We start from the raw sequence: 22,620 nt of genomic DNA on the forward strand, positions 1-22,620 counted from the left end.
CCATGAGCCTGCCGCTCTACGAATATGGCGATACCGTGCGGGTGATTCGCAACGTGCGCAACGATGGCACTTACCCCGGCGAGGAAACCGGCACGCTGCTGCTGCGCCGGGGGGCGGTCGGATGCGTGTATGACGTGGGCACTTACCTGCAGGATCAGTTGATCTATCGCGTGCACTTTATTGACGACGGCAAGATTGTCGGTTGTCGCGAGGAAGAACTGATTCTGGCATCGCTGTTCTGGATACCGAACCTGTTCGAGTTCCGCGACGAAGTGGTCGCCCTCTGTGCGCTGGCGATCGGAGGTGAGGTGGTCGTCGATAGAGGCGAGATGGGCAGTGTCGAAAAAGTCCTGCGCGATGGGCCGAAGGGTATCGAGTATCACGTTTGGTTCAGCAGCGGCCGCACCCTGCAAGTGCCCGAGAGAAGCCTTGGTGCGTATTGCCCGGCAATCATCGATACAAGGGAGGAGTCGTGCGATGGGCAGTGACTACATACGTGACGCTGTTGGCAGCCACTATCACCTGCTGAAGGTCGCCCATGAGCATTTCGGTTGCACCGCTTCGAGACTGGATGCCGAGCAGTTGCGCGAGGCCCGCCGGATTGTCAGTCGCCAGCTACTGATCGAAGATGCGGTGCTGCACAGCCAGGAAGCTCAAGGCGTGGTGATCGCACCGTCAATCGTGGACGAAGCCTGGAACCTTATCGTTAACCGTTATGAGCGTCTCGATTCGCTTTCCATGGCTCTTGAGGACAGCACCCTCGATGAGGCACAAGCACGGCTGATACTGGCCCGGGAGCTGAAAGTCGAAGCGATTATGGAACGGGTCTGCAAAGCGCTCGCTGACATCAGCGACACCGAGGCGAGCCTTTATTACTTCAGCCATTTGGACAAGTTTAAGCGTCCGGCGACCCGGGAAGCCCGGCACATCCTGGTCACGATCAACCAGCAGTTCAAGGAAAACACCCGGCAGGCTGCCTTGCAGCGAATCGAGGCGATTGCCCGGCGACTGCAGCGTGACTCTGGGCGCTTCGGGGAACAGGCACTCAAGTATTCGGAATGCCCGACGTCATTACAGGAAGGACGCCTGGGCCATGTGCTGCCCGGTGGCCTGTATCCAACGTTGGATGCCTGTCTGTTCTCCCTCGAAGCCGGGGAAATCGGCCCGCCGGTAGAAAGCCCGTTGGGATTGCATCTGTTGTTCTGCGAGGCTATCCATCCAGCGGTGCAGATCCCTTTGGAAGACATATTGCCGAGGCTGCGTGAACAATTGTGCAGTCACCGGCGTTCGATCCATCAGCGCCAGTGGCTGGAGCGTCTGCTGCAGTCCGATCACGCTTGGCAGGGCATTTCCCATGGCTAAGATAGAGACTCTTCGTTGCTCATTTTGCGACGCGGAAAAATCCCCCAGCGTACCGTTGATTGCCGGTAATGAAGGGCACATCTGCGCGGCCTGTGTAACCTTGGCCCATCAAGTGATCAGCAGTTGGGGGCAGCATCGCAAGAACCAGCAACTGGCGCCGAAACTGCGTACCCCGGCGGCTTACAAAGCGCATCTGGACGAGTCGGTGATCGGCCAGCAAGCTGCCAAGCAGACGCTGGCGGTGGCGGTATACAACCACTACCTGCGCCTGCTCAACCGCGGTGGCGAAGAGACCTGTCAACTGGGTTCGCCGGTCGAGCTGGAAAAATCCAACATCCTTATGGCCGGGCCATCGGGCACTGGCAAGACCCTGCTGGTGCGCACGTTGGCGCGGACCCTGGGCGTACCGTTCGCTACCGCCGATGCCACCACCCTGACTCAAGCAGGTTACGTGGGGGATGATGTGGACAGCATCATTTCCCGCCTGCTCGACGCCGCGGGTGGTGATGTGCAGCAGGCGCAATGGGGCATCGTTTATATCGACGAAGTGGACAAGCTGGCTCGGCGCAGCGGCGGGGGCAGTACCGTGCGCGATATTTCCGGTGAGGGCGTGCAGCAGGCCCTGTTGAAAATGATCGAGGGCAGTGAAGTTCGGCTGGGCAAATCATCTCGACGCGGTGATCAGAGTGAAGAGCAGGTGGTGGATACCAGCCATATCCTGTTCATCGCCGGTGGGGCTTTTTCCGGGCTGGAAGAGTGGGTGGCCAACCGCGTCCAGCCTAAGGGCTCCGGTATCGGTTTTCAGGCGGTCACTCAGCGTGCGCGCCCGCCGATCGACGAATTGCTCGCCTCTGTGCTGCCTGACGACCTGCAGGCGTTCGGCCTGATCCCGGAATTCATCGGCCGCTTTCCGATCATCACGTTCCTCCAGGAACTGGACCACGCCACGCTGCTGCGGATCCTCACCGAACCGCGCAACGCGCTAATCAAGCAATACCAGCAGCTGTTTGCCTATCAGGGCGTGACGCTGGACGTCACCAGCGATGCGTTATCGTTCATCGCCGCCCAGGCCCTGACTCGCAAGAACGGTGCTCGCGGGCTGCGGACGGTACTGGAAAACGCCCTGCAGCCGGTCATGTTCAGCATGCCTTCGCAACCGCGGTTGTGCCGCTGCACCCTGCAATTGCACCTGGACGAGCAGGGCGTCGAAAGCCTGATCGTGACCGAGGAACTGATGGAAGAGGGGGAGGCCTTTACCGAGTCGCGCTCCTCACCGGACAGGGAGCCGCAACCTGCTGTGAAGCTGGTGCTGGATACGCTCTAAAAATGCTAACCCACAGTTGAATCAAGAGGTGAACAATGGCCAGGATTGGAGTTTTCTTCGGCACCAACACAGGTAAATCCCGTAAGGTCGCCAAACTGATCAAAAAACGCTTCGACGATGACACCATGGCGGACCCGCTGAACGTCAATCGCACCACCCCCGAAGATTTTCTCCAGTATTCATACCTGATCCTGGGGACGCCAACGCTGGGCGACGGTGTGCTGCCGGGGCTTTCGGCCGATTGCGAGAACGAGAGCTGGGAAGAGTTCCTGCCCAAACTAGGCGATGCCGATTTCACGGGTAAAACCATCGCCCTCTATGGCCTGGGCGACCAGGTGGGCTACGGTGAGGAGTTTCTTGACGCGATGATCGAACTGCACAGCTTCTTCGCCAGCCGTGGTGCGCGTCTGGTGGGCAGATGGCCCGTTGACGGCTATGAGTTCGAGCATTCCGAATCGGTGGTGGATGGGCAATTTGTCGGTCTGGCATTGGACTTGGATAACCAGGGCGGTTTGACCGAACAGCGTTTGGACAGCTGGTTGAAGTTGATTTCCGGGCCATTCGATCTGACTTTGTGAAGCGATGAAGAAGTCCCTGGCCGCTCTCGGGCGGTCAGCCGGTGTTCTGTGCTTCTTCGCGTGGTCTGCCTCAAATACCCCTGAAAGAGGAGTGTTGCACTACGGGGCTAGTCGAACCGCGGGGGAGGCTGCGCATTGACCTTCCGGCCGCTTTTGGCCGACGGCTATCGCTCCGATGCTGATCGAACTTTCGCGTCAGTATGCGCAGTTGGACCTGAGCATCACTTTCGCAGAACGCACTGTCGATATGGTCGCCGAAGGCATTGATCTGGTCGTGAGAATTGGTGACCTGAAAGATGATCCTGAATTGATCGCGCGAAGACTGGGGGAGCAACAGCTCGTGATTTGTGCATATCCCGACTACCTGCGCGGCCGGCCGTCGATCAACAGCAAAACCGATCTTCTGGAGCACGATTGCATTATCGGATGGCGAAAAGGCCGCGCGCCACCTGGTTGCTGAAAGGGGAAAAGGGTCTCGAAGATCAGGAGATCCGCGTAAGGCCCGAGCTTGGTGACGGTGATCTGTTGTTGATGGCGTTTGGTGTGTTCGGCTTGTTTGGTAACTTTTTGTTCAGCGCTTGGCTGCAAAAGAATGCAATACGTACCACGGTCATCTATCCGGTGCTTTATATCGGTATCTACGGACTGGTTTACTTCCTCGGAGGATCATTCTCGGCAATGGTTATATTGACCGTCTTGTGGGGGCTGCTGCATTCCGTGGGCCTGGTCATCAGCCAGAGTTTGCCAATAGCCTCTATATCTCATTCTCGAACCTGGGTATCACGATAGGTGCGTCGTTGGCGGGCTGGGTCATCGCGAGTCTGGGTACGCAAAATCTGGTATGGAGTAGCATCATTTTTGCCGCGCTGGCGCTTCTGAGCATTGTTGCGAAATTGAGCCTCTATGGAAAAGGCCAGGCATCTTCGGCGTTTGCATTGGCCCATTGAGATGGGCCCCGTCTGCCAGGCGCTGATCAAGCGCCTGAAAGCGGCAATATCTTCAGGCCACTTGGCGTTTGAATATGCGCAAGCAGATAGGGTGTTGAAGCATCCTCAAGTGCATGAAGATGAACCGGACCAGAAAAATTCATGGCCGTCAAAATCGCTTTGATTTTTTCCGGATCAGTATGGAAGACGTCCAATGCCAACAGCGAGCAGCCTTTGTCCTGAAGCGTGCTCGCGGGATGAGGTCCATGCGCCCATTGAATCAGGGTGGGTGCTGATCCGGCCAAGGGAAGGTTTCCGTCAGCCGGTATGGTTATTTGCCAGTCCAAGGTTCCTCTCGTCATGGGTTCAACATCCCCGACAAGGTCGGGGCAAGCGTGACGAGCTGCATGGATATCATCGGTCCGTGCAACCCATGTCGCCAGGCACGCGGGCGAATGGGGGCCGAGTTGATCAAGGCCGAACCAGCGGGCCCGATCCGGGCGTTTAGCGCCGGGGTCCACGGCGATCACTTCAAGGTAGAGCGCAGGGCCAAGGTGGAGCAGCCTGTTATGGGTGCCCATGCGCGAATGGGCGCCGCCCGGTTGAAGGTCGACTCCCAATGCGCCAGTCACGAACGCGCAGCCGGTATCGAGGTCCGGTGCCACGATGACAAGGTGATCGATAGTGGTTTTCATTTATTCAGCCCCTGCTTAGAGCAGATCTCATCCATCGCTCAACGGTATCACTGCAGACGTGGGTTGGGGCTATTTGTGGCGAGGGGATTTATCCCCGCTGGGTTGCGCAGCAGCCCAAATGCCGGCTGCGAAAAGTCTGGTTGATTGACGTGGCAAGTTTGAGGAAGCTGCCTACGCAGCCCAGCGGGGGGCGTTAGACGCGTTTTTGGGTCTATGCTTATCTTGCGGCACCGAACCGCCCACCAGGAGAACACGTGAAACATTCGACACCTGCTGCAGTGCTGCTCTGTCTATTGCTCGGCACTGTTGCCAGGGCCGAGGAGTATCAAGTCGTCACTGAAGAATGGGCACCGTACAACTACCAAGAGAACAATCAGCTTACCGGCATGACCACGGAGATCGTTCGGGCCATCATGGCGCTGACCGGGGACGATTTTGAGGTGCTGCTGAAGCCCAGTATGCGAGCCACCCAGATATTGAAGAGCCGACACAAGACCATCATGTACTCCATGTTCCGCACGGCGGAACGCGAGCCGTTATACAAGTGGGTCGGACCGATCGTGGAAGAGTCCATTCACCCCTATCAGTTGGCCAATGCATCGCCGGTGAACTCCCTGGAGCAACTGCTGCGCGCCCCGCAGATCACCACGCGGCATGCCGGCCTGGTGCCTCAGATGCTGCAGTCGCTGGGCTTCAACAACCTGGACAAAAGTGCAACCGAGAGCCGGCAGCTCTACCGCATGTTGCTCGCCGGGCGCACCAACATCATCGTAGGTGACACTGACGCGGGGGTGGCTTACTACAGCCGCCAGTTGAACATCGCCCCCGGCACGCTGCGAAAAATTCCCATCGAACTCTACCGCTCATCGCTGTACATCGCCTTCAGCCTCGACAGTGAAGACGAACGGGTAGCCGCGTGGGCCCGCGCCCTGGAACAGCTGCGCCGCTCTGGCGAGTTGGAGCGAATCCAGCGTCGGTACGAGCAAGCTATCGGGCAAAAAAGCGCGGAACCGGCGAAAGCCCGCTGACGGTTGTTTACTCCGCGGGGCAAGACCCTCGCCCCGCGAGCCCATGCTCTATTTTTGGCTGAGGGTCGCGATCGATACCCCCGATGCCACAAAGGTCAGTCCTGCTCCCACGTTCAGACCATTCACGAGCCGTGGCCGCTGGCGTAAAAAACCGGAGAGTGCAGTGGCGAAGACGCCCATGAGTGCGAATCCAGCTGCCGTAAGTACGGCAAACCACACGCCATACACCAGCATTTGGATACTCACTGAGCCGCGTTGCGGGTCGACAAACTGCGGGATGAATGCCAACACGAAAAAGCCCGGCTTGGGGTTCAATGCTGCGGAGAAGAAGCCAGTCAGAAAAATGCTCGGCAGGGATTGTCGAGTTGCCGGATGAAAGCTAAGTAGGCTACGCGAGCGCAGCACCTTGATACCTAGCCAGAGCAAGTAGCCGGCACCGATAAACTTGACGATCCAGAACGCTGTTGCGGAGGTCTGCATCAGCAGCGTCAGGCCTAACGAAGCGGCCGTCACATGAAAGAGAATTCCTGCGCCGGATGCCAATCCCGATAATATCGCGGCCGTTTTCCCCTGGCTGAGGCCGCGACCCACGGCCAACAGATTGTCTGGACCAGGCGCGATTACCAAAAGCAGGCACGCAGCGGTGTAGGCAAGCCAGATATCGAGTGGAAACACGGTGTTTCTCCTTGAGCGTGATCGAGGCGTCCAGCCTCACGTAGCGCAAACTGTAGCCCTTGCGCTCTTGCAAAGGCAAACCTGAGCGCGGCCTGTCGATACCGCGGTCAGGGTCGATCCTTCAACGATGTGAAATGTTCCATCGGTGCGCTTGCAGGCGCGGGTATGAGGGACCTATGGCGAGGGGATTTATCCATTCGTCACAGAGGAATGTTTGAACGCTACCCCTCAAACTCCGTCTGCAACATGGCTAAAAACGCCTCTCTGGCAGGATGCCGGCCGGCGTTTTCATGCCAGTAGAAAAGGTTATTGATACCCGTTAGCTCGGGGAATTCATACCCTGTCCAGCCCGCACCCTGGCGGTACTGTTCATAGATCCCCCGGGGCACAAGCGAGACACCGGCGCCGGCGCTGACACAGCCGACGATGGCACCGTAACTGGCGATGCTGATGATCGGTTGCACTTGGTCATGACGCAGTAACCACTGCTCCAGCGCAAAGCGATACGGACAGCCCGTGGGCCACATGAAGATCGCCTTGCCTTGCAGATCTGCCGCGCCGCGTAACGGTCCGTGGGACTCGGACGCGATGAGCACCAGATCTTCACGGTACATCACGGCCCGCTTGAGTCCGGGCCGCTCTATGTCCACCGCTACGATCACGCCATCGAGCCGGTGATGCTGGATATCGTCCAGCAATTGAGTCCAAGTCCCCGTGCTCAATTCCAAGGACACCTGCGGGTACTGCGCGTGATATTTGGCTAATAACTGAGGCAGGCGGCCCGTGGCGCTGGACTCGATAGCGCCAATGCGCAGTGGGCCGCTCGGCGCGCTGTTGGGGGCTACTGCGCGGCGGGCTTCTTCCGTCAGGTTCAGTATTTTTGTCGCGTACTTCAGAAACACCTCGCCCGCCGGGCTGATCCGCAGCCCACGACCCTCGCGGAAAAACAACGGCGTGCCGAGCTCCCGCTCCAAGGACTTGAGGCGTGCAGTGATGTTGGACGGTACGCAGTGCAGCACTTCGGCGGCGCGGGCGATGCTGCCGGTGTCGTAGACCGTCCTGAGCATGCGCAGTTGGGACAGTTCCATAGCTCACCAAAAGTGAATGGTTGTTTGAGTTTAAGTCACTTGTGCTGAAGTGGGGTGGTTTTGATACTTCGAGGCAAGTCGGCCAGATGCTCAATGAGCAGGAACTCTAATGAAAACGCGTTGTGTGCTGTTTGAAGGCTTGAAGAACCCCAGCAGACCCAGCGTGAAAATTATCCTGGCGACGATGTTTGTGATTCTTTGCTGGGCCTATTCTCCAATTGGCATTCGCATCGGCTTGCAGGCTTACGAGCCCGGTCACTTGGCGCTGATGCGGTTTCTCATTGCCTCGGTGTTCATGGCCCTCGTCGCGTTGGTGAAGGGCATTTCCCGGCCGCGACTTAGGGACCTGCCATTGTTGGCGGTGCTGGGTTTCTTTGCAGTGAGTCTGCACCACATCGCCCTCAACTACGGTCAGCGGGGCGTCAGTGCCGGGGCGGCCAGTGTTCTGGCTCAGTCCACGCCGTTGTTCAGCGCGTTACTGGCGCATTTTGTCTTCAAGGATAGAGTCAATGGTTGGCAATGGATCTGTGTACTGAGCGGCTTGCTTGGCGCTGCCGTGGTAGTCACGGGTGATCGTGGCCTTGGTGACCTCGACGCGCACGGACTACTGATCCTGTTGGCAGCGGTGTCTTGGAGCTTGTATTTCTCTTTGCAAAAGCGCCATTCCCATCGCTACGACGGATTGACCATTGTTTGTTACACCGTCTGGTCGGGCACCGTTGCGTTGTTCATTTTCGCGCCGGGAATATTGAACGCGGCGCAACACGCTTCGGTTTCGGTGAATCTGGCGGTGTTTATTTTAGGCATTTTCCCCAGCGCGCTTGCGTACCTCGCTTGGGCTTACGTGCTGGCGCACAGCAACGTGAGCCGTGCCTCCATGGCGCTTTACCTGATACCGCCCACGGCCATGTTTATGGCTTCTTTGGTTCTGGCCGAACGCCCGTCGGCGATGGTCATTGTTGGGGCAGTTATCGTGTTGACGAGCGTACTTGCGTTGAATCTTGAACCGGCAACAGTAGCAAAAAGCCGGTCGATTCTGTAGCGAGTGTAGGCAATGACGTTGGGTGTTGTAGCCACATGGAGTGCCACGGAACACTGTCCTACGGCAGGTGATCGCTTTGGGGAAAATCGAAGAAATCACTGACAACTTTTTAAGGTTGGCCTTAGGAAGCACCACACTTATGATCTGGCGTTATCTCAGTGCCTCGCTTGGCACATAGGCATCGGCTTCTTCACGTAAGGAAACTATGGCCAATGACGCAACCCAGACGACCGAAACCCCATAATTGAGCCGCTGGTACAGACCGAACAGGTGACCGTCGGCCAATGCCGTCGCCATCAGCGTAACCGTCACGATGGCCAGGATTACGCAGATCGCCGAGAATATTCCGAACCTGAACGACGAAAGCAGTTGTTTGCCGAGAAGCGTCCACAGCGCTGCCGCCAGGGTGAGTGAGAGGAACATTAGCAGCCCCGCAAGATTGTGGTTTTGCTGTGAGCTCGACGCCTGGACCGGGGCGCAGCCCTGGTCACAGGAAAAGTAGCCGGTCGCGAAGCTTGCCAAACCATGAACCAGGATCAGTGCGGCGCTAAGTAAGGCCAGCCGCGATGCCTTGAACCGTCTCGCCACGCCTATTGCGAAGAGCACGAACATCAAGCCCAGCGGGAAATTGTTCACCCAGGCAGAGACGTTGTGAGTGGGCGCACCCACGGCGCCGAGTTGGCTCATGGCTTGATCTAAGTGGCTATAGCCTGGATAGGCCCGTGCAGTCAGAGCAACACCGAAAAATAGCCAGAACGGAATCAGTATGCCAAGCCCCAGCAAGGCCCGATCAATGGTTTTCATGTTGCGACATTCCCTGTCGTAGGTGATGGCCGTTTGCGCGTGACGCAAAATCTGGCCGCTATGCTAGCTGGTAGGACCCCTGCGGCGTTACCGATTTTTTGCAAGGCAGCTTGCGCATGCGACAGTGCCATTAGTTGAATGACGTGCGCAGACATTCAATAACCTGGCTGATCGAGGGCCCTTGAATGGCCGGTGGCATGGGGCTTTCGCCAAACTCGCGCCAAATGAACAACGTCAGCTCCGCGCCATCGGTCAGTGTCTGAGCATTTTCGGGAGTCCCGAAGGTTTCCAGTAGCCTGTACCGCGCATCTTGCCAAAACAGTTCTTCGACCCAGTGGTACACCGGAATGAAATGGAAGTGGATGGGGTAGCGGGGGTCATGGCCGAATCGGCTGATGTAAAGCCATTTGGGGTTCAGTTGCGTTTCAAGAGCATTCTGGATTTCGGCCATTAGCCCACCTAACTCCGCAAGCGCTGGTCCGGATAATTGCGCTAAGGAATTAACGTGGGCCTTGGCCCCGAGCATCAAATAACCCGGCAGGGCGGATGCCATGTGATGGTTGATTACCCAGTGGGTGGTTTCATGGATGATGAACTGCGGCGGTAACTCCAAAGTGGACTCCCTGTCGATAATGGTCACTTCTTCAACTATGTGACATTTTCCATCAATACGCTTATATGCGCGTCGCGTGGAACCTGCGGCGAGGGGATTTATACCCTCGCCACAGTGAATCCGGCTCTGTGGTCACGAGTCAACCTTCGCCTGCTGGTGCGCTTAATCCTTAAGCACCTGGAAGTCGTACTGTGTGACCAAGAGTAAGGCGCAGCGTATTTCGAGTTCTCGTTGCTTGATAGGGTAGTCCAACAGCAGCTCGATCTGTTGCAGTCGGTACACCAGTGTATTTCGGTGAATTCCTAGCGCTTCGGCACCATGGAGCAAGCTATTGCCTGATTGCAAGTAGGCGCCGAGAGTGTGGCGGTAGCCCGCGGCTTTCTGGGATTTGTCCGCCAGAGGGCCGAGGACGGAATCGACATACCAGGCGGCCTTTTCAAGATCCTGGCCAATCAGAATCGTTAAAACATGATCAGCCCAGCGCGTAACCCCCCTAATGGACGAGGTCGTTGCAACGCTGCTGACATCTCTTGCTTGAAGATGGGTCCGTCTGAATCCAGCGGGTCCTTTCGCAGGCTCGCCCAGCGCACAGTAAGTCCCACTTAAAAGCCCCAATGTTTCTTCAAGTCGTTTTAATTGGGCCGACGTCGGGGGATGCGGCGTACTGATCCAGGCCCATGTCACGTGTTGAGTAGAAGAAACCACCAATGGGGAGGCGCCGCTGATGGCCTCTTGTAAATTGCGTTGTAATTTGCCCAAGTCTGAGCTGTGCTGGGGGTCGAGATCAGAAATAATGATACCGATATGGTAATGGTTAAGGTCCAGATCATGGTCATTTTTGATCTGCTCTAGATCGAATGGTTGAAGAATGACGGCATTGCCGATCAACTTTTCCACGAGGGCGCGCCGTCTCGCAATTTGACTTTCCATGAGCTGCTGGCGCTCGTCCAGGTAGCAAAGTACAAAGTGCTCGATGAGCTCATCGACCACGCTTGCGCCGCTGGTCACTAACCGTTGAACAGTTGACGGTGCGAATACCTTGAACGCCGACGCGGCGAAGAAATTATTGATCCAGATAATCTGATTGGCGCGCATATTTTTAACGATGTTGCTGAATGGGACTTCACGACGTGTAGCTTGACGCGCTATCGAAGGGATCAATTTCAGCGTGAGAGGCTCACTATTTCTCGATAGCGGGCTCATGAATACATCGAGGATGAGTGTTTCAAGGTTGAGACGTATTTCTGAAGCTGGCAAGTCGGGCACCATTTGAAATTCACTCTGTAGACGCTTGAGGGAATTGACCGCCTCCTCAAGCGCCCAAGCCACCGCACCTTCACCCATTTTCAATACCGCGTATTTCAGCTGTTGTTGCTGGATTACTGCATTAGAAAAAGCGTCCTCAATTGAGGCTTTAGGCTTTAGGTGATGATAGAGGTCACAGGTCAAGTCGTACTCCCTGCATATCGCAATAGTTATTTATGTAATGGTACGTGGCATGTCAGAGCAACGTGTGATTGCAGTATAGCGTCGACATAATACTGCAGTACCAAAACCCCTTTCGAATTTGGATCGACAGACTGGAGACTCATCTGGGACGACGTCCTATCGTTAGCAGCGTTACCTCCCTATGAAGGTGACCCAGACGTTGCGGTGTGACCGCTTTTGTCTGGCAACTAAAGGCCGCTAGTCGAAGGTCCCTTTTTCGTAACTACTGTTTGTCGCTAAAAATGAGAGGATCAACATGTCCGTCCCTAAAAAGTGGATTCAAGCCAAAATCCAAAGCCTCGACCCACACAAGGATTACATTGAAATCTGGCGTTTATCGAACAGCTACGGGCTGAACGATTTCATGCAGAACTTCATCTACGCTTTGACCTTCCCGAATTTTGTCGTCACCGACTGGGGATCGAAGACTGTTTGGCGTGAAGACGGGGGTAAAGTTGTTTCCCGTTCGACATCACGCGTGGAGCAAACCGGCAGTGCCAATGCCCTGTGGTGGTTCTACGGTCCTGAAGATAGCCGCACGATCAAGTCAGTTGAAGGTATCAATAATCTTCATGCGCATTGGGCCAAAAAGTATCCCGGTGCCTTCTCCTATAACGACGATTACGTGTACGTGTGCGCGTTCACCGCCCTCACCATGCACCGTCTGAAGTTGAAGATAGGCGCGCCGGGGCTCACTGAGAACGAGAAGATTGCGGCGCACCTGTTCTGGCGTGACATGTGCAACCTGTTTCGTGCTGAAAACGATCAGCCAATCACTGGCTACCCTGATAACTTTGACGGGTTGGTCGAATTTTGTGAAGCCTTCGAGAACGCTCCAAAACCTAAGCTGGAACGCGGCAACCTTATTATTACGGCAATTCATGAACAGTTTGTCTTCCGCTTCTTCCCCAAAGAATTGCATTGGTTTGGCCATCAATTGCTACGCGCCATGTCACTGACCACCACGCTTGACACCCTGCAGGTCGATCGCCCTGACCCGGTTGCAGCTGAGCTTCTACCGCAATTAGCCGGTTACATTTTGGGCATGATGGAAATGAACTCCGACGATCCAACTGAAAGCTATATCGAGGCGCGGATGAACATGTCCGGTGAAGAAAAAGCTGAAGTGCGAATGAACATTCAGGAGCTGGACAAGGATTTTCCCAAGCATTACATCGAAATGTATAAGAATGATCCGAAATTTATGGGTTGTCCTTTCCATGCGACGTTGGGCGACGGCGTTACACCCCAAAATGCTACCGATAAACAAAGCATCAGGTCTATTGAGGCTCAGGTAGCGGCCTTAGGCAGCGACGAATAATTCCAAGAACCTTGTTGGCATAAAAGCCAATCCGCCCGGCGTTTGTTCCCTCCTTGACTGCCGGGCTGATCAGTCCAGTTATTCTGGTCTATGCGCCAGCGTGTTCGTGAGTTGTGAAAGATTGTCGGCAAGGGCGAGGATTTGCTGGCCTTGCACTTCATCTTGTTCGCTGTCGTGTTGTGAAGTCGGACGCACGCAACTAACGCTGCCCACGACTTTGCCGTCGCCGTCGAATATCGGGGCCGCCAGGCCGAAGACGCCAGCATCCACTTCGCTGATACTGAGCACATAGCCTTGACGGCGCAAGCGTTGGAGCGAGCGCCGGAACTGCTCCCACGTCTTGCCAAGGTTGCTGGATTCGACGTCGCTCGGGTTTTCCAGAAACAGTTGGCTTTGGCGTCGCGAGCCCATGTTGGCCAGGATCGCCTTGGAGGTAGCACCCATGAACAGAGGTCTTGGCGACCCTCGTGAATAGCTCACCTCATTGGCCAGGTTACCGGTCTGATGGACGCAGACCACTTGATCCTTGAACAGTCGACACACCAACCAGATTTGCTCGGCACCCCATTGTGGAAAGGTAGACTCCAGGGCGTGCGCAGCACGTACCAAGGGGTCACTGACGCGCAGTTGGCGATCCCAGGTAATGATTCTCGCACCGAGGGCATAGCGACCGGCATCTACCTGAAACAGCAAGTTGGCTTCAGTCAGTTCGCGTACGTAACGGTAGGCAGTGGAACGGGTGAACCCCAGCGCATTTCCCATCCCATCGATCGTCCAGATGGGATGGCGCTCGGTGAACAGGTCGAGGATTCGCAGCATCCGCTCCAGGCTGGAGCCTTTGGGGTCAGCCAGGTACTCGGCGTTGTCATCGGAATCAAACGGTCTTGGCATGTCAGCGCTCGTCTACAATACTGTTGCGCAGGATACCAAAGCGCTCGACTTCAATTTCGACGATCTCATCGCGGGTGACCCTCCATGGCACGCCGCTGATTACATCAATGATGAGGCGCAGGCTGAGAAGGTGTTGGCTTTTGCTTGCTGGAGGGGTCAAGGCGCAGCAGGGTAATTGCCGTCAGCGCGATGACTCCTGGTATCAGTGCTGCGCTGAGGATTTCTGCCAAAACCCAGCCCGCTGCCAGCATTAAGCCGCCGCACACAGGCCCTGCAATGGAGCCCACGCGCCCGACGCCGAGCGCCCAGCCGACGCCGGTAGAGCGTATTTCCTGTGGGTACAGCTCGGCGGCCAGCGCGTTAAGACCCGCCTGTGCCCCCTGCACCAAAACACCCAGAACCAACATCGCGGGGAACAGCGAATAAAGCGAGATAGGTGATTGGCTGAGGGCCAGCACGATAGTCAGGTAGCCCATAAACTCGATGGTCAACACGTTCACCGAACCCCAACGGTTCATCAGCCAGCCTTGTATGACCGAGCCGATCACGCCCCCCAGACTGAAGAGAATAATGGCGTGTATGCCCATGCTCAGGGGGGCATGGGCTGCGACCAGCAGCGTCGGGATCCAACTCATGATGAAGTACAAAATCAGCAAATTCATGGCATATGGTAGCCAGAGCAGCAGCGTGCGGCGCCACATGCCAGCTTTGAAAAGGTTGCTCAGGGAAGTCGAGGAGGCTGCCTGTGTGCGCACTTGGCCGAGATTGGCGGGCAGTTCGGCGAGGTCTGGTGCGAGCCGTTTGATGATAGCGCGCAGGGTATTGCGATTGCCGGGGTTTCGGCTGAGGAACTCCACTGACTCAGGAAGGCGCCACATGACGACGACGGCGACCATCAAGGGCAGTGCGCCACCAATCAGGAAAAGGCTCTGCCACCCCCAGGACGCCAGGAGTTGGTTGACGGTCAAGCCAGCCAGCATGGCACCCAGTGGCATGCCACAGAACAGCAGCGTGACCGCACTGCGCGAATAACGCCGCGGGCTGTATTCAGAGATCAGCGCAACGAGATTAGGGATCGCCCCGCCGAGGCCTATTCCGGTCAGGAAACGCACGACGAGCAATTGCGAGACGGTCGTCACAAATGCGGTCAGCAACGCAAATGTGCCAAACAGCAGAATCGACAACACCAGGATTTTTTTACGTCCCAAGCGATCTGCAATCGGCGCCAGCAGCAGCGCGCCGAGCATCAAGCCAAATAAACCCGCCGCGAACACTGGGGCCAGGGCCTGTGGGGTCACGTCCAGGGTGGAGGCCATGGCCGTCACCAGGAATCCGACGATCTGCGTGTCAAACCCATCAAGTACGGCGACCAGTACGCACAGGGCAAGGACTTCCCATTGCAATCGGGAGATAGGGCGAGCATCCACGACGTCGCAGAGGATGTTGTTAGACGTAGGAGCGTGCATGGCATGTACCTCTTATTGTTTTTGTTGTCTGGGGCACGCCGGTGCCCTTGACTGAGGTCAAATCTATTGCGAAGAGAAAATCCTGTAAAGCGGAAATAATACAAAATCCCAAAATATCGGAATTATGCTATTTTTAGGCTTGAAGTCGGCGTGCCTCAATGAGTCCGGGAAGATGGGGCCAGCCTGCGTGAAACCCGATTGAGCAGCAGTCAGCGTATTCAAGGTGATGAGTCGTGCGTGTCTACATTTTTCTCAAGTCAGCTGCGGGATGTCGCGCCATAAATGAGTAAACGGATAAATCAATCATGTCGTCGGCTGGCTGGCCGGTTTGTTACGCCGTCTTGGTTTCAGTGGCCTTCGCGTTCGGCACAGCTGTTCAGTCTGCGTACCACCACGGCGGCCCTCTTGGCACTGGTCTTTGCGCAAGTTTGCGACCTGCACCATCCTTGGTGGGCCGCGATGACGGTCTGGTTGGTAGCGCAACCCACGCGAGGCCTCCTGATCGAGCGCATTGGCGCCCGACTGATCGGTACAGCGGTGGGTGCTTTAGCGGGTGGGCTTTTGCTGACGGTGTTTTTTGATCATCACCTCTGGCTGATGCTGGCATTGACAGGTTGGATCACGGCGTGCGCCGGGGTAGGCAACCAATTTCGACATTTTCGAAATTACGGTTTTGTGCTTGCGGGATATACCGCAGCGATCGTGGCGTTATTTGGTGTGCTAGACCCAGTGCTTGATGTAGACCTCGCCCTTGGCAGAGTCTATTGCACGGTCATCGGAGTGCTGGCTTCAGTTCTTTTTTCATGGGCATTTACAGATGCGTCCGCATCGCCGAAGTTCTTGGACAGCCGACTCGAAGCGTTGGCCGTTTCAGGTGTTCACTACAGTCTCAATAGCCTTCAGGCACGTACCGCACACGACGGGAAAGATTTAAGTGCGTTGTTACAGGAAATAGCCGCACTTGATCTTTTTCTGGACGAAGTTGCTGCAGGTTCGCGAACGATGCGTTTACGCGCCCGTCGTGCTCGCGACACGCTGGACGCGATTGTCGATTTGCTCGTAAGCAGGCACTTCGATGTTTGCGGCTCACTCCGGGTTTTCTCTGATCTGTCGCAAGTGACTGATGCAAAGTCGGCGTCTGAGATGGCGCTCGCCGTGAGCATTGAGGTGCATAAACTCGCTGACAACGTGCCCGCAGAAAGGCTGTTCGTTAAAAAGCTACAGCGTGTTTTTTTCTCATTGGATGCTGTCCAAACCCCAAGCAGTGATGGGTTGCAGCGACTTAAACAGCTCGATTGGCGCGCTACTTGTCTAGCCGCGTCCAGACCCCTGATCGCGATATGTATCACCACCGCAGTGTGGTGGGGATTGGATTGGTCAGACGGCCCTCTGATGGTGATGACGGCGGTGTTGTTCGCCTCGTTGTTCTCCAGTCATAACCACGCCAATGCAGCCCTAAAAGATGTGCTTATTGGTTCGATCGCTGGCGCAATTCTTGGTGTGGTCTGCCGCTTCTGGCTGTTGCCTGAGGTTGACGTAGTTTGGGAGCTGGCCCTCGTTATCGCTCCATTCTTGATGATCGGTGCGCTGCTGATGGCTCGCCCCGGTACAGCGAAATTGGCAATCGATCTGAATATGACCTTTTTGTTGATAGCTCAACCTGGATTGCATACGGACACCTCCTTCGAACATTCCCTCCTGCAGATGGCCGCGATTCTTGGCGGGGTGTTCACCGCCGTACTGACCTACAGATGGCTTGTTCCTTCATCGCCCGGCTCCCAACGCAAACGACTGTCCAAGGGTATCGCGCGCCTGGCACTGAAGATGTCGAATGCACCTGGCTTACGTGCTCAGGCACAAACTTATGATCAGATCAGGGATCTTCTCTCAAGGCTGATTAGCCTGGAGAAACATGCCTCTGCAACGCTCATCACGGCGTTCGAATGCGCAGCCATTGCACAACTTGTTGCTAACCATTGTGCCGATAAACATCAAGTCTGCGCATTAGAGCACCGCTTGAAAAAGCTCGCGGCTGCCGAGTGGGTAAGCGAAACGAAAACTGGCGCTGAGCTACCTTGAAGCAGTTGGAGAAGCCTTGAGCCGCTCCGACATCTTGACCAGCGTCGCCAATGAATCCGCATTCATTTTGCGCATCAAGGCGCCGCGTCTCACCTTCACCGTAACTTCACTCAAACCCAACTGAGCCGCGACTTGTTTATTCAGCAGCCCCGACACGACTAAATCCATGACCTCGCGCTCTCCGTCAGTCAGCGTGCAATGACGGCGCTTCAACTCATCCACCATCCCCGCCGCTTTACGCCTTTGCTTGTCACGGCTCAGGCCCAGGCTGATGGCATCAAGCAGATCCTGTTCACGCAAAGGTTTGGTCAAAAATTCCAGTGCCCCGGCCTTCATGGCTTTCACTGACATGGGGATATCGCCGTGGGCGGTGATGAATACCACCGGAATCAAGATATTCAAGCGTGCCATTTCCTGCTGGAAGTCCAGCCCACTCAAGCCCGGCATCCGCACGTCCAGGATGAGGCACGCTGGAGTATCCGGCAGGTCGGCGTCCATGAACTCACGCGCAGAACCAAATGCCAGGCTCGCCAAGCCTACCGATGCCAGCAGGTCTTGCAGCGATGCACGCACCGAGCTGTCATCGTCGACGATGTAGATCATCGATTCGGCAAGATCATCGACGTCAGTTTCGTTCATCGGATTCCCTTACAACGGCAGGCAAAGTGAAATGGAAGGTAGCGCCAGACTGTGGATTGCTCGAGGCCCAGATACGCCCGTCATGTGCCTCAATGATTGAACGGCTGATGGCCAGGCCCATTCCCATCCCTTCATGTTTGGTACTGTAAAAGGCGTCGAACACCCGCTCACAGTCGCTTGATAACAGACCGCTGCCTTGATCGGAAACAAAAAAGTGCAGTTGATGGCGTGACTCAAGCGTTACTTGAACCTCCAGGATCCGGCGGTCAAGTTCAACCTGGCGCATCGCGTCGACACCATTCATTGCCAGGTTCAGTATCACTTGTTGGATTTGCACCTCATCTACCAGCATGGGGGGCAGCCCTTCCTGGACATGTACGCGCAACGTGATGCTCTGCTCGTTCAGCTCTCCGGCCAACAGTCGCAGCGCCGTGTTAACCGTGTCGGCGACGTTCAGCCACTGCTTGGTCGGCGCTTGATGCTGTGCCATGCCGCGCAACCGGGCAATGATGTCACTGGCGCGGTGCGTATCGGCGATGATTCGCTCCACGGCCTGATGGGCTTTGGGCAGGTTGGGTGGTTCGGTTGCCATCCAGCGCAGGCAGGCACCGCTGCTGGCGGCAACCGCAGCCAGTGGCTGATTCACTTCGTGGGCAATAGAGGCGGCCAGCTCACCCAGCATGTTGACTCGGGCAATGTGCGCCAGGTGCGCTCGGGTTTGATGCACTGTGCGAATCGCTGCCGATAAACGCAGCGCCAGATACGTGGTGCCGGCGATGGCAGCGAGGCTGATCAAAACATTGATCAATCCCGCTTCTGAATCACCAAAGCGTGTGAGCCGATAACTCAGGATCGTCAATACCATGCATATGATCGATACGCCTGCCACTGCGCGCGTTGGCAAGACCCTCACTGCGATCAGCACCACCACGATCTGAAATACCCCAACCGCAATTTCAAGATCGGTAATGGTGTCGATCGCTGCAATGCCCAGCGCCAACCCCAGCAAAAGCATCAGGCGCAATGCCAACTGAGTTCTTCTCACTGAATGTTCATCTCGCATCGCTCCATTTATCAAGGGCTTTAACCCTGCACTTTATACCTCAGGACGGGTTGTCCAGGCTGAACTGATCCGCCACCTCGTCGTAGGCAAACAACTCAGCGTAGCGTCCCCATTGAGTGACACAGTCCAGCGTGTTGGCGGCGTCGTGTTCCGACATGAAGTCTTCCAACTCATCACGGAAACGTCTGGCGGGTGCCGTGCGGGTAGGGCGGTCATCCAGCACCCTTCGGATATGACCCACCAACGGCACATACTTAAGCAAGTGCTGGGCAAACAGCTGCTTGCGCTCATCTACATCCGAATGTGCGTAACGTCGCCCGGCTGGCAGCAGCGAGATGTCGCCGTCCTGCATTTCGGCGAAGCGCATTAATTGCAGCACCTCAGCGACAGGAAAAAGATCACTGGCGGTGTACCGCAATCCCATTGCAAGTTCACGCAAATCCGCCTGACCGTCATAAGGATGGTCCTGTACCGCTTCGATCAACCCGGCCACGGCGTTGGTGGAAATCAACGGTAAAACCATTCCCACCCCGGTTCCGGCAAACATGCCCTGGCGGGGAGAATCGGCATTTGCCCCCCCGGCCATTTGCACATAAATGTGCTCGACCAACGCTTGGAAAGCCGGATCCGCACGATTGCGTGGCTGACTGAGATTGACCGGGATTTCGCTCATGATTCGCCCCGGATTGGAGGAGAAAATCAAGATGCGGTCACACATCAAGACGGCTTCTTCGATGTTATGGGTGACCATTAATATTGATCGGATCGGCATCCGCCCTTCAGACCACAGCTCCAGCAGATCGGTGCGCAGCGTTTCGGCCGTCAGCACGTCCAATGCCGAGAACGGCTCGTCCATCAACAAAATATCCGGGGCAACCACCAAGGCGCGCGCCAGGCCAACGCGCTGGCGCATGCCGCCCGACAACTCTTTCGGGAAGGCGCTTTCGAAACCATCGAGCCCGATCATGTCGATGGCTGCCAAAGCACGCCGCCGCCGTTCAGGCACCGCCACGTTCAAGGCCTCGAGGCCTATCTCCACGTTCTGCAGCACGGTCAGCCAGGGGAACAGGGCAAAGCTCTGGAATACCATGCGAACCGAGCTCGATACCCCTTGGGCATCGACAGGAAAATCAACCATGCCCGAGGTGGGCGAAATCAGCCCCGCTATAGAGCGTAGCAAGGTCGACTTTCCAGACCCCGAACGACCCAACAGGCCAACGATTTCCCCATCGTTCAGGCGCATGCAGACATTGTCCAATACAACTCGCTCGGCGCCGCCTGCAGTGCCATAGACATGCCCTAATTGCTGCACGTCGACCAGACAACGTTTGTCTATTACTTCCATTGGATCACCCTCAATCAATTCGAAGCCGGCGTTCGGCAAAACCGTACAGGGGACGCCACAACAGGCGGTTGAAACCCACAACAAAAATCGACATGACCGAAACACCCAGCGCTACTCGCTGGAAGTCCCCGGCCGAGGTGGCCAGAGCGATAAAGGAACCCAGCCCGGATGCGTACAAATGGTCATTGCCCCAGGAAACCGCCTCGGCGACGATGCTGGCATTCCACGACCCTCCTGCTGCCGTGAGGGCACCGGTGACGTAATAAGGGAAAATCCCCGGCAGCGCGACTTGGCGCCACCACTGCCAACCGCTCACATGGAAGCTGCGTGCTGCCTCGCGCAAATCGGTCGGCAAAGCACTGGCACCTGCAATAACGTTGAACAGGATGTACCACTGAGTGCCCAGTATCATTAACGGCGATAGCCATATATCGGGGTTCAACTTCAGGGCAACGATGGTAACAACCGCAAACGGAAACAAAACGTTGGCCGGGAATGCCGCCAGCAACTGGGCGACGGGTTGCAAGCGTTCGGCCCAGCGTGGATTCAAGCCGATCCAGACGCCGATGGGCACCCAAAACACGCTGGCAAGAACGATGAGCACGCCGACGCGCAACATCGTGGTCAGTCCCAAGCCAAATACACTGATGACGTCCTCTAAACCTAATGTGCTGCCAATGAAGCGCGATAGTTGAACAATGCCGACCATGCACACAATGGCTACCAGGGCTATCCAGACCCAGTCGGCCGCACGGCTGAAACGGGCGCTGGTTTTGAATCGGATTCGAGGCAGCTTCGGGATTTTGTCCAGAAACAACCAGGTCTTTATCTCTTCCAGCGCCAGCAACACCAACGGCACCAGACGAGTCGACCTCAGCAAATCGTAAACCCTGGACCTTGGGCGCTTCTGGGAGGCGGTCTGTTCGAATCGAAATTTGTCCGCCCACGCCACTATCGGCCGGAAAAACAACAGGTCATACAGGATGATTACCCCGACCATGGCCAACACTGCCCAAGCGATGGCGGCAATATTTTTCTGTTCGATCGCCAGTGCCAGCCATGAACCGATACCTGGCAAGCTGACGGTCGTGTTGCCTACGGTGATGGCCTCGGAAGCCACCACAAAAAACCAGCCGCCCGACATAGACATCATCATGTTCCACACCAGGCCCGGCGTTGCGAAAGGCAACTCCAGCCTGACGAACCGTTGCCACGGTGAAAACGCGAACTGTCGGCTGACATCGTAAAGATCGTTAGGCATTGTCCTGAGCGATTGATAAAAACTGAACGTCATGTTCCAGACTTGGCTGGTGAAAATGGCGAAAATCGCTGCACACTCCACGCCCAATTGTTTGCCTGGAAATAAGCCCATGAAAAAAACAACGGTAAAGGTGAGGAATCCAAGTACCGGTACGGATTGGAGAATATCCAGTGCTGGCAGAATAATCATGGCGGCCTTGCGACTTTTCGCTGCCAATGTGGCGATGACCACCGTAAAAAGAAATGAAGCAAACAACGCGATGAACATGCGCAATGTGGTGCGCAGCGTATATTCCGGCAGGTAGGCCAGGTCCAGCGATAACGGCGATGAATCAAGGACGCCGAGCGGCTGGCTCATTTGATCCAGGCCATAAAATATAAAGGCCGCCAAGAGCACTGCAAGGCTAAAGAGGGCGACATCGGCCCACCAGGAAGTGGTGGCGACGTGTTGCCTGTTCTTGAAAGAAGTCAATGCAGGTGCTGGGAATGAAGTGCGCATTGATCACCTCTTTTACAGGATTCAAAGTCAGGGGTACGGGCTCGCCAAGGGTCATTGGCAAACATGAAGTTAAAGCGCTTTTAATTGACGACGTTTAACACCCGGCAAGATTAAGCTTTGCTGTTGCGGAGGGCCAGAATGACTAGGGACAAGAAAATATACTTTGGTATACCGAGGGGCGTACTCATGTTCGATGGGTTGGAAGTGCTTCATCTGATCCGCACTTTCTTGCGGCAGGTGCCTCTGTAACGAACCCACTCTCCACCCCAGAATAAGTACACGGTTTGCCTGCCAGGCGATCCATGTACTGCAATTTTTTTGTCCAGGGGTGCTCATGGCAAAGATGGCGATTTTTTTGGGTGGTTTTTTGGCGTTGACCCTTTTGATTGGAGTGCTTGCGACGATTTCTCCGGTGTAGCTGCAGGTTGCGGGAA

At 56.0% G+C, this 22,620-nt stretch carries 22 protein-coding genes; 10 read left to right on the plus strand and 12 right to left on the minus strand.

All coding sequences use genetic code 11. The annotated features are described in order from the left end of the window. Window positions 1-2: 2 nt before the first annotated feature. The 6 genes from ACA047_RS11990 (at window position 3) to ACA047_RS12015 (ending at window position 4,053) form a co-directional block, all read left to right on the plus strand. Complete coding sequence (locus ACA047_RS11990; RefSeq protein WP_497359392.1) at window positions 3-488, plus strand: nitrogen fixation protein NifZ; 486 nt, start codon at window positions 3-5, stop codon at window positions 486-488. Continuing rightward, entirely contained in the window at window positions 478-1,362 is an 885-nt protein-coding gene (gene nifM / locus ACA047_RS11995) for a nitrogen fixation protein NifM (protein ID WP_497359393.1), read from the plus strand. The genes ACA047_RS11990 and nifM overlap by 11 nt, the downstream gene beginning before the upstream one ends. Continuing rightward, the gene (gene clpX / locus ACA047_RS12000; protein ID WP_497359394.1) at window positions 1,355-2,686 is read left to right on the plus strand and encodes an ATP-dependent Clp protease ATP-binding subunit ClpX; all 1,332 of its coding nucleotides are present in this window, start codon (window positions 1,355-1,357) and stop codon (window positions 2,684-2,686) included. Before nifM ends, clpX begins: the two co-directional genes overlap by 8 nt. A 35-nt stretch (window positions 2,687-2,721) precedes the next feature. After that, the gene (locus tag ACA047_RS12005) at window positions 2,722-3,264 is read left to right on the plus strand and encodes a flavodoxin (RefSeq protein ID WP_497359395.1); all 543 of its coding nucleotides are present in this window, start codon (window positions 2,722-2,724) and stop codon (window positions 3,262-3,264) included. Between the two features lie 175 nt (window positions 3,265-3,439). Further along, entirely contained in the window at window positions 3,440-3,724 is a 285-nt protein-coding gene (locus ACA047_RS12010; RefSeq protein ID WP_497359396.1) for a LysR substrate-binding domain-containing protein, read from the plus strand. Beyond that, window positions 3,679-4,053, plus strand: a complete 375-nt coding sequence (locus tag ACA047_RS12015; RefSeq protein ID WP_497359397.1) for a hypothetical protein — start codon at window positions 3,679-3,681, stop codon at window positions 4,051-4,053. The genes ACA047_RS12010 and ACA047_RS12015 overlap by 46 nt, the downstream gene beginning before the upstream one ends. A gap of 184 nt (window positions 4,054-4,237) precedes the next feature. Here the strand turns inward: ACA047_RS12015 and ACA047_RS12020 are convergent, their stop codons facing one another. Further along, window positions 4,238-4,885 (minus strand): VOC family protein, encoded by a 648-nt coding sequence (locus ACA047_RS12020; RefSeq protein ID WP_497359398.1) that lies wholly within the window; start codon window positions 4,883-4,885, stop codon window positions 4,238-4,240. Window positions 4,886-5,139: 254 nt separating this feature from the next. Between ACA047_RS12020 and ACA047_RS12025 the strand changes: the two genes are divergently transcribed. After that, the gene (locus ACA047_RS12025) at window positions 5,140-5,913 is read left to right on the plus strand and encodes a substrate-binding periplasmic protein (RefSeq protein ID WP_497359399.1); all 774 of its coding nucleotides are present in this window, start codon (window positions 5,140-5,142) and stop codon (window positions 5,911-5,913) included. 48 nt (window positions 5,914-5,961) lie between these two features. Here ACA047_RS12025 and ACA047_RS12030 read toward each other — a convergent pair whose 3' ends face one another. Then, on the minus strand, window positions 5,962-6,588 hold the full coding sequence (locus tag ACA047_RS12030) for a LysE family translocator (RefSeq protein ID WP_497359400.1): 627 nt from the start codon (window positions 6,586-6,588) through the stop codon (window positions 5,962-5,964). Between the two features lie 221 nt (window positions 6,589-6,809). Beyond that, window positions 6,810-7,676 carry a LysR family transcriptional regulator gene (locus ACA047_RS12035; protein WP_497359401.1) on the minus strand — a complete coding sequence of 289 codons (867 nt, stop codon included), beginning with the start codon at window positions 7,674-7,676 and terminating at the stop codon, window positions 6,810-6,812. Window positions 7,677-7,785: 109 nt separating this feature from the next. Between ACA047_RS12035 and ACA047_RS12040 the strand changes: the two genes are divergently transcribed. After that, window positions 7,786-8,718, plus strand: coding sequence for a DMT family transporter (locus ACA047_RS12040; protein WP_497359402.1), 933 nt, complete (start codon window positions 7,786-7,788; stop codon window positions 8,716-8,718). Between the two features lie 150 nt (window positions 8,719-8,868). Here ACA047_RS12040 and ACA047_RS12045 read toward each other — a convergent pair whose 3' ends face one another. The 3 genes from ACA047_RS12045 to ACA047_RS12055 all read right to left on the minus strand — a co-directional run bounded on the left by ACA047_RS12045 (window position 8,869) and on the right by ACA047_RS12055 (window position 11,584). Beyond that, window positions 8,869-9,522, minus strand: a complete 654-nt coding sequence (locus tag ACA047_RS12045) for a DUF998 domain-containing protein (RefSeq protein WP_497359403.1) — start codon at window positions 9,520-9,522, stop codon at window positions 8,869-8,871. Window positions 9,523-9,652: 130 nt separating this feature from the next. Next, window positions 9,653-10,075, minus strand: a complete 423-nt coding sequence (locus ACA047_RS12050; protein ID WP_497360313.1) for an HIT family protein — start codon at window positions 10,073-10,075, stop codon at window positions 9,653-9,655. A 222-nt stretch (window positions 10,076-10,297) separates the two neighbouring features. Then, window positions 10,298-11,584, minus strand: a complete 1,287-nt coding sequence (locus ACA047_RS12055; protein ID WP_497359404.1) for a PucR family transcriptional regulator — start codon at window positions 11,582-11,584, stop codon at window positions 10,298-10,300. A gap of 295 nt (window positions 11,585-11,879) precedes the next feature. On the opposite strand from ACA047_RS12055, the gene ACA047_RS12060 reads away from it, so the two are divergent. Further along, a complete protein-coding gene (locus tag ACA047_RS12060) occupies window positions 11,880-12,944 on the plus strand; it encodes a hypothetical protein (RefSeq protein ID WP_497359405.1) in 1,065 nt (354 codons plus the stop codon). A 78-nt stretch (window positions 12,945-13,022) separates the two neighbouring features. Here the strand turns inward: ACA047_RS12060 and ACA047_RS12065 are convergent, their stop codons facing one another. Both ACA047_RS12065 and ACA047_RS12070 read right to left on the minus strand, forming a co-directional pair. Then, window positions 13,023-13,835, minus strand: a complete 813-nt coding sequence (locus ACA047_RS12065) for an IclR family transcriptional regulator (protein ID WP_497359406.1) — start codon at window positions 13,833-13,835, stop codon at window positions 13,023-13,025. A 104-nt stretch (window positions 13,836-13,939) separates the two neighbouring features. Beyond that, window positions 13,940-15,301 carry an MFS transporter gene (locus ACA047_RS12070; protein ID WP_497359407.1) on the minus strand — a complete coding sequence of 454 codons (1,362 nt, stop codon included), beginning with the start codon at window positions 15,299-15,301 and terminating at the stop codon, window positions 13,940-13,942. Window positions 15,302-15,583: 282 nt separating this feature from the next. Between ACA047_RS12070 and ACA047_RS12075 the strand changes: the two genes are divergently transcribed. Then, window positions 15,584-17,380 (plus strand): FUSC family protein, encoded by a 1,797-nt coding sequence (locus ACA047_RS12075; protein WP_497359408.1) that lies wholly within the window; start codon window positions 15,584-15,586, stop codon window positions 17,378-17,380. On the opposite strand, the gene ACA047_RS12080 is transcribed toward ACA047_RS12075, so the two are convergent. The 4 genes from ACA047_RS12080 to ACA047_RS12095 are packed head-to-tail and all read right to left on the minus strand — an operon-like array spanning window position 17,372 to window position 22,186. Continuing rightward, window positions 17,372-18,019, minus strand: a complete 648-nt coding sequence (locus ACA047_RS12080) for a response regulator transcription factor (RefSeq protein WP_497359409.1) — start codon at window positions 18,017-18,019, stop codon at window positions 17,372-17,374. The genes ACA047_RS12075 and ACA047_RS12080 overlap by 9 nt on opposite strands. Beyond that, complete coding sequence (locus tag ACA047_RS12085; protein ID WP_497360315.1) at window positions 18,006-19,082, minus strand: sensor histidine kinase; 1,077 nt, start codon at window positions 19,080-19,082, stop codon at window positions 18,006-18,008. The genes ACA047_RS12080 and ACA047_RS12085 overlap by 14 nt, the downstream gene beginning before the upstream one ends. 40 nt (window positions 19,083-19,122) lie before the next feature. Next, a complete protein-coding gene (locus ACA047_RS12090; protein WP_497359410.1) occupies window positions 19,123-20,427 on the minus strand; it encodes an ABC transporter ATP-binding protein in 1,305 nt (434 codons plus the stop codon). A 10-nt stretch (window positions 20,428-20,437) separates the two neighbouring features. Next, on the minus strand, window positions 20,438-22,186 hold the full coding sequence (locus tag ACA047_RS12095; protein WP_497359411.1) for an ABC transporter permease: 1,749 nt from the start codon (window positions 22,184-22,186) through the stop codon (window positions 20,438-20,440). Between the last annotated feature and the right edge of the window lie 434 nt (window positions 22,187-22,620).

Source organism: Pseudomonas sp. LBUM1664, assembly GCF_059695895.1.

Excerpts from the sequence above, each read along its gene's own strand:
- ACA047_RS12060 (WP_497359405.1), top strand. The coding sequence starts at position 11,880 with ATGTCCGTCCCTAAAAAGTGGATTCAAGCCAAAATCCAAAGCCTCGAC.
- ACA047_RS12005 (WP_497359395.1), top strand. The coding sequence starts at position 2,722 with ATGGCCAGGATTGGAGTTTTCTTCGGCACCAACACAGGTAAATCCCGT.
- ACA047_RS12080 (WP_497359409.1), bottom strand. The coding sequence starts at position 18,019 with ATGAACGAAACTGACGTCGATGATCTTGCCGAATCGATGATCTACATC.
- ACA047_RS12065 (WP_497359406.1), bottom strand. The coding sequence starts at position 13,835 with ATGCCAAGACCGTTTGATTCCGATGACAACGCCGAGTACCTGGCTGAC.
- ACA047_RS12040 (WP_497359402.1), top strand. The coding sequence starts at position 7,786 with ATGAAAACGCGTTGTGTGCTGTTTGAAGGCTTGAAGAACCCCAGCAGA.
- ACA047_RS12020 (WP_497359398.1), bottom strand. The coding sequence starts at position 4,885 with ATGAAAACCACTATCGATCACCTTGTCATCGTGGCACCGGACCTCGAT.
- ACA047_RS12010 (WP_497359396.1), top strand. The coding sequence starts at position 3,440 with ATGCTGATCGAACTTTCGCGTCAGTATGCGCAGTTGGACCTGAGCATC.
- ACA047_RS12090 (WP_497359410.1), bottom strand. The coding sequence starts at position 20,427 with ATGGAAGTAATAGACAAACGTTGTCTGGTCGACGTGCAGCAATTAGGG.
- ACA047_RS12035 (WP_497359401.1), bottom strand. The coding sequence starts at position 7,676 with ATGGAACTGTCCCAACTGCGCATGCTCAGGACGGTCTACGACACCGGC.
- ACA047_RS12050 (WP_497360313.1), bottom strand. The coding sequence starts at position 10,075 with ATGGCATCCGCCCTGCCGGGTTATTTGATGCTCGGGGCCAAGGCCCAC.
- ACA047_RS12045 (WP_497359403.1), bottom strand. The coding sequence starts at position 9,522 with ATGAAAACCATTGATCGGGCCTTGCTGGGGCTTGGCATACTGATTCCG.
- nifM (WP_497359393.1), top strand. The coding sequence starts at position 478 with ATGGGCAGTGACTACATACGTGACGCTGTTGGCAGCCACTATCACCTG.
- ACA047_RS12070 (WP_497359407.1), bottom strand. The coding sequence starts at position 15,301 with ATGCACGCTCCTACGTCTAACAACATCCTCTGCGACGTCGTGGATGCT.
- ACA047_RS12095 (WP_497359411.1), bottom strand. The coding sequence starts at position 22,186 with ATGCGCACTTCATTCCCAGCACCTGCATTGACTTCTTTCAAGAACAGG.
- ACA047_RS11990 (WP_497359392.1), top strand. The coding sequence starts at position 3 with ATGAGCCTGCCGCTCTACGAATATGGCGATACCGTGCGGGTGATTCGC.
- ACA047_RS12085 (WP_497360315.1), bottom strand. The coding sequence starts at position 19,082 with ATGCGAGATGAACATTCAGTGAGAAGAACTCAGTTGGCATTGCGCCTG.
- ACA047_RS12075 (WP_497359408.1), top strand. The coding sequence starts at position 15,584 with ATGAGTAAACGGATAAATCAATCATGTCGTCGGCTGGCTGGCCGGTTT.
- clpX (WP_497359394.1), top strand. The coding sequence starts at position 1,355 with ATGGCTAAGATAGAGACTCTTCGTTGCTCATTTTGCGACGCGGAAAAA.